Genomic DNA, 15,729 nt, shown 5'->3' on the forward strand with positions numbered 1-15,729 from the left:
CGCGCTGCCTGGCACGGGCTACGCCCGTGTTCGCGGGACAAGTCGGGGCGCCGAACCGCCGCTCCTACAGGCCCACGAATACCACGACGCGGTGCCACTCACTGCACCGCTGTCGCCTTCCAGCCGCCACCCAAGGCCAGGAACACACCGATCTGCCCCATCGCCACCTGGGTATTGGCCGCCGCCAGTTGCGCACGCACGTCGGTATAGGCGCGGGTCGCCTGCAGGTCGGCGAGGAACGACTCGCGCCCGGCCTCATAGCGGCGATGGGTCTGTTCGGCCGCTTCCTGCGCCGAGCGCTCGGCATCGGCCAGTGCTTCGCGACGGTCCAGCAAGGCGCTGTACTGCGCCAGGCGGGTCTGGGTTTCGCGGATGGCGTTGAGCACCACGCCATCGAAATGCGCCAGCGCGGCCTGGGTCGAGGCTTCGGCTTCGCGAATTCGGGCACGGGTGCCGTTGGTGGGGATGGCCCAGCTGATCTGCGGGCCGAAGCCCCAACGGTTGGTCGAAGGCTCGCCGAGGTTTTCGAGAATGCCGATGGTGCCGACCTGGGCGCCAATGCTGATGTTCGGATACAGGGCGCCAGTGGCCACGCCAATGGTCGCAGTGGCAGCCGCCAGTTGGCGCTCGGCCTGACGCACGTCGGGACGGCGCTTGAGCAGCGCCGCGCCATCGCCCACCGGAATCAGTTGGGCCAGATGCGGCAGCTCGGCGCACTCGGCGGTGCCCGGCGGCAACTGGTCGACCGGTTTGGCCAGCAATGCGGCGAGGGTATAGAGCCCGGCCTCGCGCTCGGCCTTGAAGCGCGGCAACTCGGCACGCAACGACTTGAACTGGGTCTGCGAGCGGGTAACGAGGGTCTCGTCGCCACGGCCAGCATCGCGCAAGCGCTGGTTCAACTGCACGCTTTGCTGCTGCAGGTCGAGCGATTCGCGGGCGATGTGGTACTCCTCATTGGCCGAGCACACCTGGGTGTAGGCCTTGACCACATCGGCCACCAGGGTGATGCGCGCGGTGTCGGCGGCGGCCTGCACCGCGTCGGCATTGGCCTTGGCAGCTTCGGTGCCGCGCTTGAAGGTACCCCACAGGTCGAACTGGTACGAGGCGCTGAGAATCGCCTCGCCGATGTTGGCCACCGGGACTTTTTCCGGCAGCAGGAAAGCTTCGCCAGACTCCTGCAGGCGCTGGGCGCCGGCCTTCGCGCCGCCGCTGAAGCCCCCCTGCGACTCGGCGACCTCGACCTGTGCGCGAGCCTTGGCGATGTTCGCCGCCGCCACGCGCAGCTCGGTATTGGCGCTCAACGCCTGGCGCACCAGCGCATTCAGGCGCGGGTCCTGGTACAACTGCCACCAGTCATCCGGCACCGGCGCCGACACCACGCTCGCGGCATCCTGGCGCAACGGGCCGTTCAGGTCGCTGCGCTGCACCGCGGCATCCTCGGGTACCTGGTAATCGGGACCGACCATGGCGCAGGCCCCCAGCGACAGCGCCATCCCTGCAAGCATCAGGCGTTTCATGGCCGCTGGCCCTCGATGATCGACACCGTGGCAGTACGCCCGGCGATCATGCGGAAATCTGCCGGCACCTCATCGAAGGCGATACGCACCGGGATCCGCTGGGCCAGGCGCACCCAGCTGAACGCCGGGTTGACGTTGGGCAGCAGATTGGCGCCACTGACGCGGTCACGGTCCTCGATCCCTGCCGACAGGCTTTCGACATGGCCGCGCAGGCGTGTGTCATCGCCCATCACGCGGATGTCCACGGCATCGCCGACATGGATGCCACTGAGCTTGGTTTCCTCGAAGTAGCCATCGACATGGTACGAGGCGCTGTCGACCACAGACAGCACCGGTCGGCCCGCAGTGACGAACTCATGGGCCCGCGGAGCGCGGTCGTTGAGGTAGCCGTCCACCGGGCTGCGCACCACCGAACGGTCGAGGTTGAGCTGCGCGGTATCGACCGCCACCTGCGCCTCGCTCACCGCCGAGCGGGCACGAGCCTCGCGTGACTGGCTCTCTTCGAGCTGCTCGGCCGCCACCAGGTTGCCCAGCTTGCGATTGCGCCGGGTTTCGCGGGCGGCCTGGGCCAGGGTTTCCTCGCGCTCGGCCAGGGTCGCCCGGGCCTGGCGCAAGGCCAGGCCAAAGCGGTCCTGATCGATGGTGAACAGCACGTCACCACGCTTGACCACCTGGTTGTCGCGCACCTCGACCTTCTGGATCAGCCCGGACACATCCGGGGCGATCTGGATCACGTCGGCGCGGATATGGCCGTCGCGGGTCCAGGGCGCGAACATGTAGTACACGACCATCTGCCAGACCAGCACGGCCGCGAAGGTCACCACCAGCAATGTCAGGACCACACGGCCCAAGGTCAACAACGGTTTTTTCATGGCAGCATCAGGCTTCGGCAAAAGTGATCCACCGCACCCAGCAGTACGGCGTAGAGAGCAACGTTGAACAACGCCCGGTGCCAGACCAGGCGGTAGAAATGCAGGCGCACCAGCACAGCGTGCACGCCCAGGAACAGCAGGTAGGTGGCAAACATCATCACCAGCAGCGTGGGCAGGAACACCCCGCTGATATCCAGTTCACCGATCACAGCGGCGCTCCGTCGATTCCAGGTGGCAGTTGCGGTTGTTCGACCGGCTCGAGCATCACCTCGACGCCCGGCAACAGCGCCAGACGCAAGCCGGCCAGGGCATGCAGCAGGTGAACGCGGGGCTCGCCGCGCTCGTTCAGCTCGTCCAGTGCCAACGCCAGGCGTGCCCGCTCCATGTTGCGCAGCAGCGCTGCAGGTGCGTGCAGGCGCTCGCCGGCGCGCAGGCAGCTCGAGTAGTGACCGCCGACTTCCTCGATGACCGTCTGCAAGCGCTGGCGGGCCTGCTGGCCGACACGCGGCATGTAGGCCAGCAGGTCGAGCAGGTTCAGGCCCACACGCAGGTCGCGCAGGGCAACGCCGCTGTCCTGACCGGTCTGCGACAGGCGCGGCAGATGCTGCATCAGGCGGTCGAGCATCTGCACACCGACCTTGCGCTGTTCAGCCAAGGTCGCAGGCTCGGTCATCTCGACGATGTCGCGCCAGGTGAAGCGGGTCATGCGCTTGGCGGCCAGCTCCACACCGAACGGGCGCACCACCAAGGTCCAGATGAAGGCAAAAAGCAGCCCGACCGGGCCTGCCAGGTTGGCATTGAGGAAGGTGAAGAAGTCGGCATCGTAGGCGCCCTGGATGCTGATGAAGGTCGAGGTGTTGACGATGGTCAGCAGGGTGCCGAGGTAGAAACGCGGCTGCACGGTGAGGGTGCCGACCACGATGAAGGGTACGGCGAATGCCAGCACCAGCATCGGGAAGTCGTGCAGGTTCGGCAGCACCAGGAACAGGTAGACGCTGGAGAAGATCACCGACATCAGCGTCCAGAAGAAAAAGCGGTAGATCTGCGGCGCCGGATCATCCATCGCCGCAAAGAAGCTGCAGGCCACGGCGGCGAGGATCACGGCACTGGCGCCGTCGTTCCATCCCAGGCCGATCCACAGGCCACAGGCGACGATGATCGCGGTGACGGTGGAGAACACCGAATACAGCATCAGGCCGCGATCGAAGAATGGCGTCAGGCGGCCCAGCCGCCAATGACGGTAGACCGCCCGCCAGGGCTTGGTGTCGTCCAGGCGCAGGGCATGCTGCAGGGTGCAGCAGTCCTGCCAGAGATCGAGCCATTCGCTGAGGCGGTAGAGGGCGTTGGACAGCAGTAGGGCATGGCGCTGATCGAGCGCATCGGCGTGCGGTTGCAGGCGGTCGATCTGCTCGTGCAGCGCGGTCCAGCGCGCGACCGAAGCGCTGTCGGCGGTGCCCTTGAGCCACTCTCGGGCCGATGCCAGCAGCGGCTGGACCTGTGCGAACTGCTCCGGCGCGCGACCTTCGAGGGCGACCAGCGCATCATCAAGGGCATCGATCACCGGCAGCAGGTGGATCATGCGGCCGCGCAGTTCCCGGGCGTTCTTCACGGTGTGCGGGCCGGCGCCTTCGTGGCCGAGCTGGCCGATCATCAGCTCCAGGCTGTTGAAAGTGGCAACCATCGAGCCGCGCAGGCCCGCGACCTTTCCGGCGTCAGTGTCTCGGCTCAGGTACAGATCGCTGTAGCGGATCGCCTCGCCAAACCAGGTGCCCGTGGCGCCCACCACCACCGGCGCCAGGCGACGCGGCCAGAAGATCGCACCCACCACCGCGGCGCAGACGATGCCAAGGCAGATTTCCTGCGCCCGCGACGAGGCGACATCGAACACCGCGAGCGGGTTGTCGACCACGGCCAGGGCGATCATCGGCAAGGTGTAGCCGGCCAGCATCAGCATGTAATTGTTGGCCGTGCGCAGGTTCAGCGAGAGGAACAGCAAGGTGCCGGTCCACAGGGCGATGGCGATGCTCAGCAACAACGGTGACTGCACCAGCGGCGGCACCAGCAGCACCGCGCCGCCAGCACCGAGCAGCGTGCCGACTGCGCGGTACAAGGCCTTGGAACTGGTGGGGCCGACGAAGGGGCTGGACACGATATAGACCGTGGCCATCGCCCAGTAGGGGCGCGGCAGTTGCATCAGCAAGGCGATGTACAGGGCAATCATCGACGCGGCGAAGGTACGCACGCCATAGAACCAGTCGCGCGCCGGCGGTACCGAACTGAAGAAGCCGTTCACACCGGCGCCCCCTGTGCAGCGACTTCGAAGGCGTGGATGACCCGCAGGGTGGCTTCCAGGTCGGCGGCCGAGATACCGTGCAGCACCTCGCGGCGCAGACGTACCAGCTCGCGCTCGATGGATTCGGCCAGGGTGCGGCCTTCGGCGGTCAGGCTCAGCGCCTTGGCACGTCGGTCGAGCGGATCCTCGGTGCGGCACACCAGCCCGGCCTTGCACAGTTGGTCGAGCAGACGCACCAGCGACGGGCTTTCCAGGCCGGCGGCCTGGGCCACGGCCACCTGGTGCACACCATCGCCCAGGCGCACGATCATCAGCAACGGCACCGCACAGGCTTCGGAGATGCCATAGCCGGTCAGTGCCGCATGGCAGATGCGCCGCCAGTGGCGACCGGCAACGACCATGCCGCTGCTGACTTTCAGGTGCAGTGCGTCGAGTGTCATGTGGAAGAACCGAGGATATTCATAGTTTGCTAACTATCAATATACGCCCAGCCCTCCCCCCTTCGTCAACCGGGGGCGATGAACAGTGTGTTCGTGGGAGCGGGCTTGCCCGCGAAGGCCTCACCACCATCCCACCGGACTCAAGGCTGAACCTGGTCCTCCAGCTTCATGGTCAAGGCCAGGGTGCTGCCCAGCGCGATCGCCTGGTCGCGCCACTCCAGGTAGCGTCCTTCATCGCTGCGACTGAAATGCACCGCCAGCTCCTCGGCCGCCTGCATCACCCCCGCCCCCGCGGCAAGCTCCAGCCAGTACAGCGCCGCCCGCGTATCCGACTCGACATGCAGTCCATGCAACAGCCGGTAGCCCACCTCGAACCGGCAACGTGCCTCGCCACGCTGGGCCCCGCGCAGGAACCACTGGTATGCCTCGGCCGGGTTTACCTCCCAGTCCTGATCGGCGTCGCAGACTTCTTCCTCGTACAGGTCGCCCAGGGCCGCAGCAGCGTGCGACAGGCCACGTTCGAAAGCATGCCGGTAATGCTCCGCGGCGGTGGCATAGCACACCGTCACACCCTTGCCGAAATAGTGCTGTTGCCCCAGGTTGAACCAGGCCGCGGCGTTGCCCTGCAGCGCGGCCATGCGCAGCAGATGGCTGGCCAGCGCCGTGTCGGCGCGCCAGTAGCGGCCATTGAGCCAGATCCAGCCTAGGTCGTTGAGCACCGCGGCATTGCCCTCCAGTGCCTGGTGCCGCAGGTCGGCATAGATCGCCTGCACATCCACTGCCTCGTCCAGACGGCTCACCAGCGCAGAGCGCTCACCCAGCACCGCCCACTGGGTGGGCATGCCGACGCCAGCGAACAGGCGCAGGTGTCGCCGGGGAATGGCTGGCGCAGGCACGATGCGCTCGGGCAGGAGACGGGCGAGCAGCGAATGGATATTGCTGGCAGCAGACATGTTCATCCTCATTGAACGTCCCACAGTTCCGACCTCGACTGTGATGAGGCGATTCTGCGCGACGACACGACGAAACCTGTCGCGAACGATTCACCTCGACGCAACCAAATCGCAGTTCCGCGATCTCAGCGCAAAGTAGCGAATTGCCATCTGCCGCGGTGCCCGCCATGCTAATGCCGCAAGCCTAGACAAGGACGTTACCCTTTGCCGTTCGCCACTACCCGCGCCACCCTCAGCCGCCAGTGGGCGCTGCTGCGTCAATTGCCCAGCCGCTCACCGGGAGTCACCAGCGCCGAACTGGTCTGGCGCCTGCGCGATGTCGGCTTCAATGTCAGCAAGCGTACGGTCGAGCGCGACCTCAACGAGCTGTCGCTGATCTTTCCGCTGGAGCGCAATGACAAGAGCATTCCATTCGGCTGGCATTGGTCGGCCAGCGCCATGGGCGAGCCGCGTGGCAATTTCGACTTGCTCGACTACCTGCGTGGCGACCCGCAGCAGCCCCGTCAGGGCACGGGGCTGGAACTGCAGGCGTGGGTCAGCGATCAGCTGGCGCGACAGCTGCGAGAAGTGCCGTTGAGCGCGAACATGCAGTTGACGGCGCTGCACCATGGCCATCGACTGCGGGCGACAGTAGAAGACGGCTGGACGTTACGCTGGTGGGTATTGGGCCAGGGTGAGGCCGTGGTGGTCGAGCAGCCGCAGGCGCTGAGAGATGAGATTCACAAGACGCTGAGTAATGCGGCCGCCCGATACCTGACCTGATAACGCGGAAACAGCCACCCAACCTGCTTGCGCGCGGAACTACCTCTGCATCCCCCAACGCCGTACGGTCAACCGCTCGAGGGTATTGAACACCAGGCCCTCCACCAGCAAGCCGATCAGGATCACCACCGCCAACCCGGCAAACACCTTGTCGGTATACAGCTCGTTGCGGTTCTGGAAGATGTACCAGCCCAGCCCGCCCTTGCCGCTGCTGGCGCCGAACACCAGCTCGGCGGCGATCAGGGTGCGCCAGGCGAAGGCCCAGCCGATCTTCAGACCCGAGAGAATCGACGGCAATGCCGCCGGCACCAGGATGTGCAGCACCAGGCGCAACCCACGCAGGCCATAGTTGCGCCCGGCCATGCGCAGGGTCTCGGACACGCCGAGAAAGCCCGCGTAGGTGTTGAGCGCCAGTGCCCAGAGCACCGAGTGCACCAGCACAAAGATCAGACTGTTGTCGCCCAGGCCAAACCACAAGAGGGCTAGCGGCAACAGTGCGATGGCCGGCAGTGGGTTGAACATGGAGGTCAGGGTACCCAGCAGGTCGCGGCCGAACTGGGTCGAGACCGCCAGGCTGGTCAACCCGAAGGCCAGTACGATCCCCAGCACATAGCCCTTGAGCAGCACCACCAGCGAGACCCCGACTTTCGCCGGCAGCTCGCCACTGACCATCCCGTCCCAGAACGCCACCGCCGTTTGCAGAAAGGTCGGCAGCAGCAGGTCGTTGGCGGTGTAGCGCGCCACCGCCTCCCAGATCAAGGCGAGCAGCACAAGAATCACGGTCTTGCGCAACCAGGCCTGTTGCCACAGACGTTGGGCAAGCGGCAGATCACGCTCCAGCGAAAGCCCTGGCAGGGGCTGCAGCGGCACTTCGTATTCCTGGCGTGCAGGTGTGGTCGTCATGCGCAGGCTCCTCCTGTCAGTAAGCGATGCGGATATCGTTGAAGCCCAGGTCCGAGGCCTGCTCCGGCTCACCGGCCTCGTCGAACAGCAGGCGATGGATACGCCGGGCGCTGGCCTGGAAATCGCTGCCACCCAGGCTGCCCAGATCGTATTGGTGGCTGTGCACCTCGGCCCGTACCCGTCCCGGATGCGGCGACAGCAAGAGGATGCGGTTACCCACCACCAGCGCCTCCTCGATAGAGTGGGTGACGAACAGCAACGTGAAGCGCACCTCTTCCCACAACAGCAGCAATTCTTCCTGCATCTTGCGTCGGGTCAGGGCGTCGAGCGCGGCGAAGGGCTCGTCCATCAGCAGCACCTTCGGCTGCGTGGCCAACGCGCGGGCAATCGCCACACGCGCCTTCATGCCGCCAGACAAGGTGTGCGGGTAGGCATCGGCAAAGGCGGCCAGGCCGACCTTCTCCAGATAGTGCAGCGCCCGCGCCTCGGCCTCGGCGCGCTTGAGTTGGCCAGAGACCAGCAGCGGAAACATGACGTTCTGCTTGACCGTCTTCCATGGCGGCAACTGGTCGAACTCCTGGAACACGACAATGCGGTCAGGACCTGGGCCCTTGACCGGCTGGCCCTGCAACAGGATCTGCCCTTCGCGCGGCTCGATGAAACCGGCCACGGCCTTGAGCAAGGTCGACTTGCCGCACCCGGACGGGCCCAACAGTACGAAGCGGTCGGCGCGATCGACTTCGAAGCTGACCTGGTGAGTAGCCCGCACCACGCGCTGCGCGGTGCGGTATTCGAGGCTGAGATTGTCCACCTTGAGCAGCGGTGGGGTGTCGACACGGCTCAGGTTGCTGGCCGTGTGGCCTGGCAATGGGGCGGTCATGGTCGATCAGCTCCCTTGCAATGGGCGCTCATCCTGGAAGAAGTAGTCCTTCCACGACTCGGGCTTGTGCTTGATGGCGCCGACCCGGTAGAGGAATTCGGCCAGTGGGTAAGTGTTCTTCGGCGTGATGGTGAACTCGTACTGCGGGTTGTCGATCAGCTTGATCAACGCGTTGCGATCGATCTTGGCCTTGGTCACGCGGATGTAGGTATCGGCGGCTGCGGCCTTGTCTTTCTGGGCGAAGTCGGCGGCTTCGGCGAGCGCATCGACGAATGCCTTGTAGGTCTTGGGGTTGTCCTTGCGGAACTTCTCGGTGGCGAACAGCAGGGTTGGCGAGTTGGGGCCGAGCAGGTCGTAGCTGTTGAGCACGATGTGCACGTTCTTGTTGGCCAGCGCCTGGTCCTGGAACGGTGGGTTGGAGAAATGCCCGTTGAGTTCGGTGCCGCCGGCCAGCAGCGCGGCTGTGGCATCTGGATGCGGCACGGCCAGGGTGTACTTGTCGAGGCGGTTGTACTCCTTGTCGCCCCACTGCTTGGCCGCCGCGTATTGCAGGAAGCGCGACTGTACCGAAACACCCACCGCAGGCACGGCGATACGGTCCTTCTCGGAAATGTCGGCGATGGTCTTCACATTGGGGTTGCTGCTGACCAGGTAGTACGGGAAGTTGCCCAGCGAGGCCACGGCCTTGACGTTCTGCCGGCCGTAGGTGCGATCCCAGACGGTGAGCAACGGCCCGACGCCGGCGCCGGCGATGTCCACAGAGCCCGACAGCAACGCATCGTTGATCGCCGCGCCCCCGGAAAGCTGCGCCCAGTCGACCTGAATGTCGATGCCCTGCTCCTTGCCGTGCTTCTCGATCAGTTGCTGGTCACGAACGACGTTGAGCAACAGGTACACGATGCCGAACTGCTCGGCGATACGGATCTTGCCTTCGGCCTGGGCCACCGCCGGCGCCACGAGGCCGCCTACGATCAGGCTGGCGCCCAGGCCGATGCTGGCCGCCAGGCGGCTGATGGATTTACGCATGATGAGGGTCCTCAGTCGTCAGAACGGGGCATCGCCCTGGATGGTGGTGCGGTAGAGCTTGCGGCGCAGGTGCGCGGGGCAGCCGGCAGCCAGGTGGATCAGCGAACGGTTGTCCCAGAACACCATGTCGTGGGGCTGCCAGGCGTGGCGGTAGATGTTCTGCTCAAGCACGCTCAGGGCGTAGAGCTGCTGCAGTACATCGCGGCTCTCGTCATCGGGCAGGCCGACGATGCGAGTGGTGAAGCCCTCACTGACGAACAGCGCCTTGCGGCCGTTCTCCGGGTGAGTGCGTACCACCGGGTGGATGACTTCGTTGACCTGGGCCAGTTGCTCGGCGGTCAGGGTCGGGCGCCAGTTGCCCTCGAACTTGGTTTCCGAATAACGAGCGGTATAGGAATGCGCAGCGCTGCGTCCCTCGACCACCTTGCGCAGCGCATCGGGCACCGCGTCCCAGGCCTTGTGCATGTCGGCGAACAGGGTGTCGCCACCCTCGCTGGGCAGTTCCTGGGCGTGCAGCATCGAGCCGAGGCTCGGCAGCTCTTTGTAGGAGAGGTCCGAATGCCAGAACTTGCCGGCATCACCCAGGCCAATGTTGCGACCGTCCTCGATGATGTTGGAAACGATCAGAATCTCGGGGTGGTTTTCCAGCAGGAACTGCTTGAGCACATGGATCTGCAGTACGCCGAAACGGCGGCTGAAGGCGATCTGCTGTTCGGGGGTGATGCGCTGGTCGCGGAACACCAGGACGTGATGGTCCAGGTGGGCGCGATGAATACGGTTGAAATCTTCGGCGTTGACCGGCCGGGACAGGTCCAGCCCAATGATCTCGGCACCGACGGCACCGGAGAAGGGGCGGATTTCGAAGCGTTGCGGCTGTGCGCTGTCGATGGACGACAAGGCGTTCGAGGCGGCTGACATTGTTCACTCCCACGCAGTGCGCGACTTTCAGGGGCGCGCATCGATTCAGAAACGCACGGGGATTTCCCGTGTGGGTTCGAGTCGTGCGGCGCGCCGATTGGTCGGCAGGTACGCAGTGGCAGTGACTATAAAGTCATAAGAATGGAAATTTAAATATCTTTAGCGAATATGCATATACAGGAGCGGGCTTACAGGAGCGCCGCTCCCACACAGGATCACCGCTCGCGCAACGCCTCGGAGCGCGCCTTGATGATCGGTTTGAGCAGGTAGCTCATGATGGTCTTCTTGCCGGTGAGGATATCCACCGTGGCGACCATACCGGGGATGATCAGCAGCGGCTTCTCGTCAGAGCCCAGGTGGCTTCTGTCGGTGCGCAGCTTGATCAGGTAGTAGGTGGTCTTCTTGTCTTCATCGGTGATGGTGTCGGCACCGATCTGCTCGAGCTTGGCCTTCATGCCGCCATAGATGGTGTAGTCGTAGGCAGTGAACTTCACCGTGGCCTCCTGGCCGGGGTGCAGGAAGGCGATATCCTTGGGCAGGATCTTCGCCTCTACCACCAGCGTGTCGTCCAGCGGCACGATCTCGATGATGTCGCTGCCCGGCTGGATCACGCCGCCGATGGTGTTCACCAGCAGTTGCTTGACGATACCGCGCACGGGCGATGTGACCATGGTGCGGTTGACCCGGTCATCCAGCGCCTTGCTGGTGGCCGTCGCCTTGTTCAGCTCAGTGCGAGCCTCGTTGAGCTGGGTGAGGGCCTCGCTGCGGAACTTGCCGCGGGTCTCCTCGATCTTGCTCTGCACTTCCTTGATCGCCGCTTCGGCACGGGGAATGGCCAGGGCGGTAGAGTCCATCTGGCCACGGTTCTCGACTTCGGCGCGACGCAGGCGCAGCACCTCGACCTGCGAGATCGCCCCCTGGGCCACCAGCGGCTCGGACATGGCGATTTCCTGGCGCAGCAACTGCAGGCTGTTGGCGTACTGGGCGCGCTTGGAGTTGAACTCGCGCAGTTCCTGCTGCTTCTGCACCAGTTGCTGCTCCAGGCCACTGATCTCGTCATGCAACTGCTGGCGTCGGCTCTGGTACAGCGACTGTTCGCTGGCAGCCTGGCTCGGCGCGGCCTTGCGCAGTTCTTCATCGATCTGCAGCGGCGTGTCGTCGACCTCGGCGCTCAGGCGCTGCACGCGCAGGGCCATGGCCAGGCGCGAGGCCTCGGTCTCGTCGACGTTGGAGGCGAAGCGGGTTTCGTCCAGACGCAGCAGCGGTTGGCCGACTTCGACGATCTCGCCTTCCTTCGCGTAGATCTGCGCGACGATGCCGCCCTCGAGGTTCTGCACCTTCTGTACCTTGGACGAAGGAATAGCCTTGCCTTCGCCGCGCGTCACTTCATCGATGGGCGCAACGCTGGCCCATACGATCAGGAACACGAAGAAGGCAATCACGCCCCAGATGGTCAGGCGCACGATGCGCGGCGCATCCTCGATCAGCGCCTTGTTGACCTCTGGCAGCGGCTGGCCTGCCAGCGATTCGGAGCCTTTGAAATAGCGGCGCAGGTTGTCCTTGAAACGCCCGAAATCCAGCTTATGCAACACTGATCTGCCCCTTCTTCAGCGCTTCCATGACGGCGGCTTTCGGGCCATCCGCGACGATCTGTCCACGATCGATGACGATCAACCGGTCCACCAGCGACAGCAACGAAGCCCGGTGCGTGACCAGCAACACGGTCTTGCCTTCGATCACCGCACCCAGGCGCTGCTTGAGACGTTCTTCGCCGGTGTTGTCCATGGCGCTGGTGGGTTCGTCGAGCAGCAGGATCTGCGGATTGAGCAGCAAGGCACGGGCCAGGGCGACGTTCTGGCGCTGGCCGCCGGAGAGATTCTGGCCGCGCTCGCCAACCTGCAGCTCATAGCCGTCGGGGTGAAGACGGGCGAATTCATGCACGCCGGCCAGCTCTGCAGCCTGCAGGATCAGCTCATCCTCGATGTAGCGGGCGCCGCTGACCAGGTTGTCGCGCAGGGTCCCGGCCAGCAACTGGATATCCTGGGGCACATAGCCGATATTGTGGCGCAACTCGCTGACGTCGATCTGGCGGATATCGACGCCATCGACCAGCAGCGAGCCGCCGTCGGCTTCATACAGGCCGACGATCAACTTGGCCAGCGAGCTCTTGCCCGAACCACTGCGGCCGATGATGCCGACCTTCTCGCCAGGTCGAATGACCAGGTTGATGCCCTTGAGCGCCTGGTTCTGCTGGTTCGGATAGGTGAACTCGACGCCGCGGAACTCGACCGCACCCTGCAGCACCTGGCGGCTCAGCGGACGCTCTTCGAAATTGCGCTCCTGGGGCAGCTCCATCATCTGGTCGGTGGCGACCATGGTCACCTTGGCCTGCTGGTAGCGGGCCAGCAGACCATTGAGCTGGCCCAGCGGGCCAAGCGCGCGACCACTGAGCATGTAGCAGGCCACCAGGCCGCCCATGCTGAGGTTGCCGTCGATGATCAGGTACACGCCAACGCAGATCATCGCCACACCGGCGAGCTGCTGGATCAGCATGGTGATGTTCATCGCCAGGCCCGACAGTACCTTGACCCGCAGTTCGAGGCGGCTGAGGGTGCCGAGGGTCTGCTCCCACATATACTGGCGCTCGCTCTCGGCGTTGTTGACCTTGACCGCATCCAGCCCGGCAAGGGTCTCGATGAGGCTGGACTGGCGCTCGGAAGCCAGCGCCATGGTGCGCTCCATCGTCGCCATCAATGGTTTCTGCAGGGCATAGCCGATGCTCAGGGCCAGTGGGAAGGCCAATATCGGGATCCATACCAGGTGCCCACCGATGATGGCGATCACCGTCAGGATCAGCAGGGTAAACGGCAGGTCGATCAGGCTGGTGAGGGTGAGCGAAGCGAGGAAGTCGCGCAGCCCCTGGAACTCGTGGATGTTCTGCGCAAAGCTGCCGACCCGCGCGGGGCGGTATTTCATCGACATGCCGACGATACGCTCGAACAGCGTCGCGGAAATGATCAGGTCGGTCTTCTTGCCGGCAAGGTCCAGACAGAGGCTGCGCAGCCCCTTGAGGATGAGGTCGAAGACGTAGGCACCGGCGATGCCCACTGCCAGCACCCAAAGCGTCGAGGTGGCCTGGTTGGGCACCACGCGGTCATAGACGTTCATCACGAACAGCGGCGCCGCCAGGGCAATCAGGTTGATCACCAGGCTGGCGGCGATGGCGTCGATGTACAGCCATTTGCTGCGCATCAGGGTGTCGCGGAACCAGGAGCGCGCGCGCGGGATCAGGTTGCCGTGGTTGACGTCGAACTTGTGCTGCGGCTGGGCGAAGAACACCTTGCCGCTGTAGTCGCTGAGCAGCGCCTCGCGGGTGACCAGCACTTCCCCGCCGTCGCTCTCGCTGAGCAACAGGCGTGCGGTGTCTTCATTTTCCCAGCCGAGCAGGACAGCACTGCGCCCTTCCTTCAGAAGCAGCATCGCCGGCATGGCAATGCTGGGGATCTGCTCGAGCTTGCGTTGCAGCAGGCGCCCCTGCAGACCCGCGCGAGCTGCGGCACGCGGCAGCAGCTCGACGCTCAGGCGCTGCGCCGGCAGCGGCAGGCCGGTGGTGAGCATGGCCCGGCTGGCGGGTTTCTGGTGCAGGACACACAGGGTCAGCAGGCTGTCCAGTAGCGGATCGTCATGCTGACTGCGTGGATCATGGTTGAGTTGTACTCGACTGACTTCAGATTCCACGCGGCGCTCTCTTCATCCTTGCGGTTGGATAGGACAGGTGCGCCTTCAGTTCATGCCTGGCAGGTTCACCTTTGGCTTCAGGTCGTTCTGTACGACGGTCGCCATGGGGGCTACGACACCCTGGCTCTTCAGCAGTTGACCAATGGTCGCCTTGATTCGGTACTGAGTAAACAACTGAGTGTTCTTCACTTCTACCAGACGACGTTGCGCGGTGAAGGTTTCATTCTCGCTGTCGAGCAGGTCCAGTAGGGTTCGCTCGCCCAGGCCGAACTGCTGCTGGTAGGCGCTGCGCACCCGGGTGCTGTGATCGACATACTGCTGGGCGATCGGCAACTGGGCGTTGGCGTTGTCCAGAGCATTCCATGCCAAGCCTAACTCCTCATTGAGCTGACGCAAGGCGTTGTTGCGAATATCCAGCGCCTGGTTGGCCAGATACGACTTCGATTCCAGGTCGGCCTTGTTGCTGCCACCGGCGTAAAGGTTGAAGTTCATGCGCAGCATGGCCTGCCACTCATTGTTGTGGCCGACCGAACCGTCGAGGTTGTTGTCTGCCGTCCGTCCGAGCTCTGCATCAAAACGCGGATAGAAACTAGACTTTGCCGCTTCGTATTGCTTCTCGGCGGCAGCGATGTCGGATTCTGCCGAGCGCAGGATCGGGCTGCTCTCGACCATCTGGTGACGAGCCTCGTCCAGGGTGGCCGGCAGCAGGTCGATGAACGGCGCAGGCGCGCTCAGTTCGTCGGGCATTTGCCCGATCACGCTCAGGTAGTTGGTATTGGCATCGGCCAGGTTGGTCTGCTCGGTGATCAGGTTGTTACGCGCCTGCGCCAGGCGCGCTTCGGCCTGGTCGAGGTCGGCCAGGCGGCCGACGCCACGGCTGGTGCGCAGCTTGATCTGGTCGAGGATGCGTTCGTGGTTGCGCAGGTTGTCTTCGGCCAGGCGCACCATCTCGCGGCGCGACAGGACATCGAGATAGACCTGGGCAACGGTCAGCGCGGTGCGCTCGGAGGTGCCCATCAGGGAGTAGGCACGAGCGTTGACCGTGGCTTGCTGACGGCCCACTTCGCTGGAGGTGGCAAAACCGTCAAAAACCATTTGGCGGAGACGGATACTTGACTCACCCCGGTTCAAAGTCTCCCAGCGATGCGACGTACTCGGCGAATCGCTGCCCTCGCGGCCGTAGCCGGCGGTCATGTCGACGCGCGGCAGGTAACCACCCTGCGCGGCGCGCAGTTGATAGTCCGCGGCGGTGCGGGCGTTGACCCCGGCCTGGATTTCCGGGTGCACGTCCAAGGCCTGTTGCATGGCTTGCGGCAGGGTTTGTGCTTGGGCAATGGAGGCTGCAAGGGCGAGAGGAAGAACGGTGAAAAGTGACGCACGCATTTTTACTGATTCCCAAGTGGCGCTGTTGTCCCAAATCACGGCCG

At 64.5% G+C, this 15,729-nt stretch carries 14 protein-coding genes; 1 reads left to right on the top strand and 13 read right to left on the bottom strand.

The genetic code is table 11. The features are described 5' to 3' along the window. Nucleotides 1–98: 98 nt before the first annotated feature. The 6 genes from ACTYOL_RS26890 to ACTYOL_RS26915 form a co-directional block, all read right to left on the bottom strand. Complete coding sequence (locus ACTYOL_RS26890) at nucleotides 99–1,517, bottom strand: efflux transporter outer membrane subunit (RefSeq protein WP_444757347.1); 1,419 nt, start codon at nucleotides 1,515–1,517, stop codon at nucleotides 99–101. Beyond that, nucleotides 1,514–2,389 (bottom strand): efflux RND transporter periplasmic adaptor subunit, encoded by an 876-nt coding sequence (locus tag ACTYOL_RS26895; protein WP_063541762.1) that lies wholly within the window; start codon nucleotides 2,387–2,389, stop codon nucleotides 1,514–1,516. Before ACTYOL_RS26895 ends, ACTYOL_RS26890 begins: the two co-directional genes overlap by 4 nt. Next, nucleotides 2,386–2,598, bottom strand: a complete 213-nt coding sequence (locus ACTYOL_RS26900) for a DUF1656 domain-containing protein (RefSeq protein WP_054895000.1) — start codon at nucleotides 2,596–2,598, stop codon at nucleotides 2,386–2,388. Before ACTYOL_RS26900 ends, ACTYOL_RS26895 begins: the two co-directional genes overlap by 4 nt. After that, nucleotides 2,595–4,682, bottom strand: a complete 2,088-nt coding sequence (locus ACTYOL_RS26905; protein WP_444757348.1) for an FUSC family protein — start codon at nucleotides 4,680–4,682, stop codon at nucleotides 2,595–2,597. The genes ACTYOL_RS26900 and ACTYOL_RS26905 overlap by 4 nt, the downstream gene beginning before the upstream one ends. Next, nucleotides 4,679–5,122, bottom strand: a complete 444-nt coding sequence (locus ACTYOL_RS26910) for a MarR family winged helix-turn-helix transcriptional regulator (protein ID WP_063541766.1) — start codon at nucleotides 5,120–5,122, stop codon at nucleotides 4,679–4,681. Before ACTYOL_RS26910 ends, ACTYOL_RS26905 begins: the two co-directional genes overlap by 4 nt. 140 nt (nucleotides 5,123–5,262) lie before the next feature. Beyond that, entirely contained in the window at nucleotides 5,263–6,075 is an 813-nt protein-coding gene (locus tag ACTYOL_RS26915) for a tetratricopeptide repeat protein (RefSeq protein WP_063541768.1), read from the bottom strand. A 204-nt stretch (nucleotides 6,076–6,279) separates the two neighbouring features. Between ACTYOL_RS26915 and ACTYOL_RS26920 the strand changes: the two genes are divergently transcribed. Then, complete coding sequence (locus ACTYOL_RS26920; protein WP_444757349.1) at nucleotides 6,280–6,837, top strand: WYL domain-containing protein; 558 nt, start codon at nucleotides 6,280–6,282, stop codon at nucleotides 6,835–6,837. Nucleotides 6,838–6,876: 39 nt separating this feature from the next. Here the strand turns inward: ACTYOL_RS26920 and ACTYOL_RS26925 are convergent, their stop codons facing one another. From ACTYOL_RS26925 to ACTYOL_RS26955, 7 genes are all read right to left on the bottom strand, one after another. Further along, nucleotides 6,877–7,740, bottom strand: a complete 864-nt coding sequence (locus ACTYOL_RS26925) for an ABC transporter permease (protein WP_054895005.1) — start codon at nucleotides 7,738–7,740, stop codon at nucleotides 6,877–6,879. Nucleotides 7,741–7,756: 16 nt separating this feature from the next. After that, complete coding sequence (locus ACTYOL_RS26930) at nucleotides 7,757–8,620, bottom strand: ABC transporter ATP-binding protein (protein WP_054895006.1); 864 nt, start codon at nucleotides 8,618–8,620, stop codon at nucleotides 7,757–7,759. 6 nt (nucleotides 8,621–8,626) lie between these two features. Beyond that, nucleotides 8,627–9,646 (bottom strand): ABC transporter substrate-binding protein, encoded by a 1,020-nt coding sequence (locus ACTYOL_RS26935; RefSeq protein WP_444757350.1) that lies wholly within the window; start codon nucleotides 9,644–9,646, stop codon nucleotides 8,627–8,629. 18 nt (nucleotides 9,647–9,664) lie between these two features. Further along, nucleotides 9,665–10,564: a TauD/TfdA dioxygenase family protein gene (locus ACTYOL_RS26940; RefSeq protein ID WP_063541772.1), complete on the bottom strand. Its 900-nt coding sequence runs from the start codon at nucleotides 10,562–10,564 to the stop codon at nucleotides 9,665–9,667. A gap of 215 nt (nucleotides 10,565–10,779) precedes the next feature. Next, a complete protein-coding gene (locus ACTYOL_RS26945; RefSeq protein ID WP_065862335.1) occupies nucleotides 10,780–12,156 on the bottom strand; it encodes an HlyD family type I secretion periplasmic adaptor subunit in 1,377 nt (458 codons plus the stop codon). Further along, nucleotides 12,146–14,302: a type I secretion system permease/ATPase gene (locus ACTYOL_RS26950; protein ID WP_444757351.1), complete on the bottom strand. Its 2,157-nt coding sequence runs from the start codon at nucleotides 14,300–14,302 to the stop codon at nucleotides 12,146–12,148. Before ACTYOL_RS26950 ends, ACTYOL_RS26945 begins: the two co-directional genes overlap by 11 nt. Before the next feature lie 45 nt (nucleotides 14,303–14,347). Continuing rightward, nucleotides 14,348–15,685 (bottom strand): TolC family outer membrane protein, encoded by a 1,338-nt coding sequence (locus tag ACTYOL_RS26955; RefSeq protein WP_063541776.1) that lies wholly within the window; start codon nucleotides 15,683–15,685, stop codon nucleotides 14,348–14,350. Between the last annotated feature and the right edge of the window lie 44 nt (nucleotides 15,686–15,729).

It is taken from the genome of Pseudomonas sp. A014, from assembly GCF_052378495.1.
GTDB lineage: Bacteria > Pseudomonadota > Gammaproteobacteria > Pseudomonadales > Pseudomonadaceae > Aquipseudomonas > Aquipseudomonas machongensis.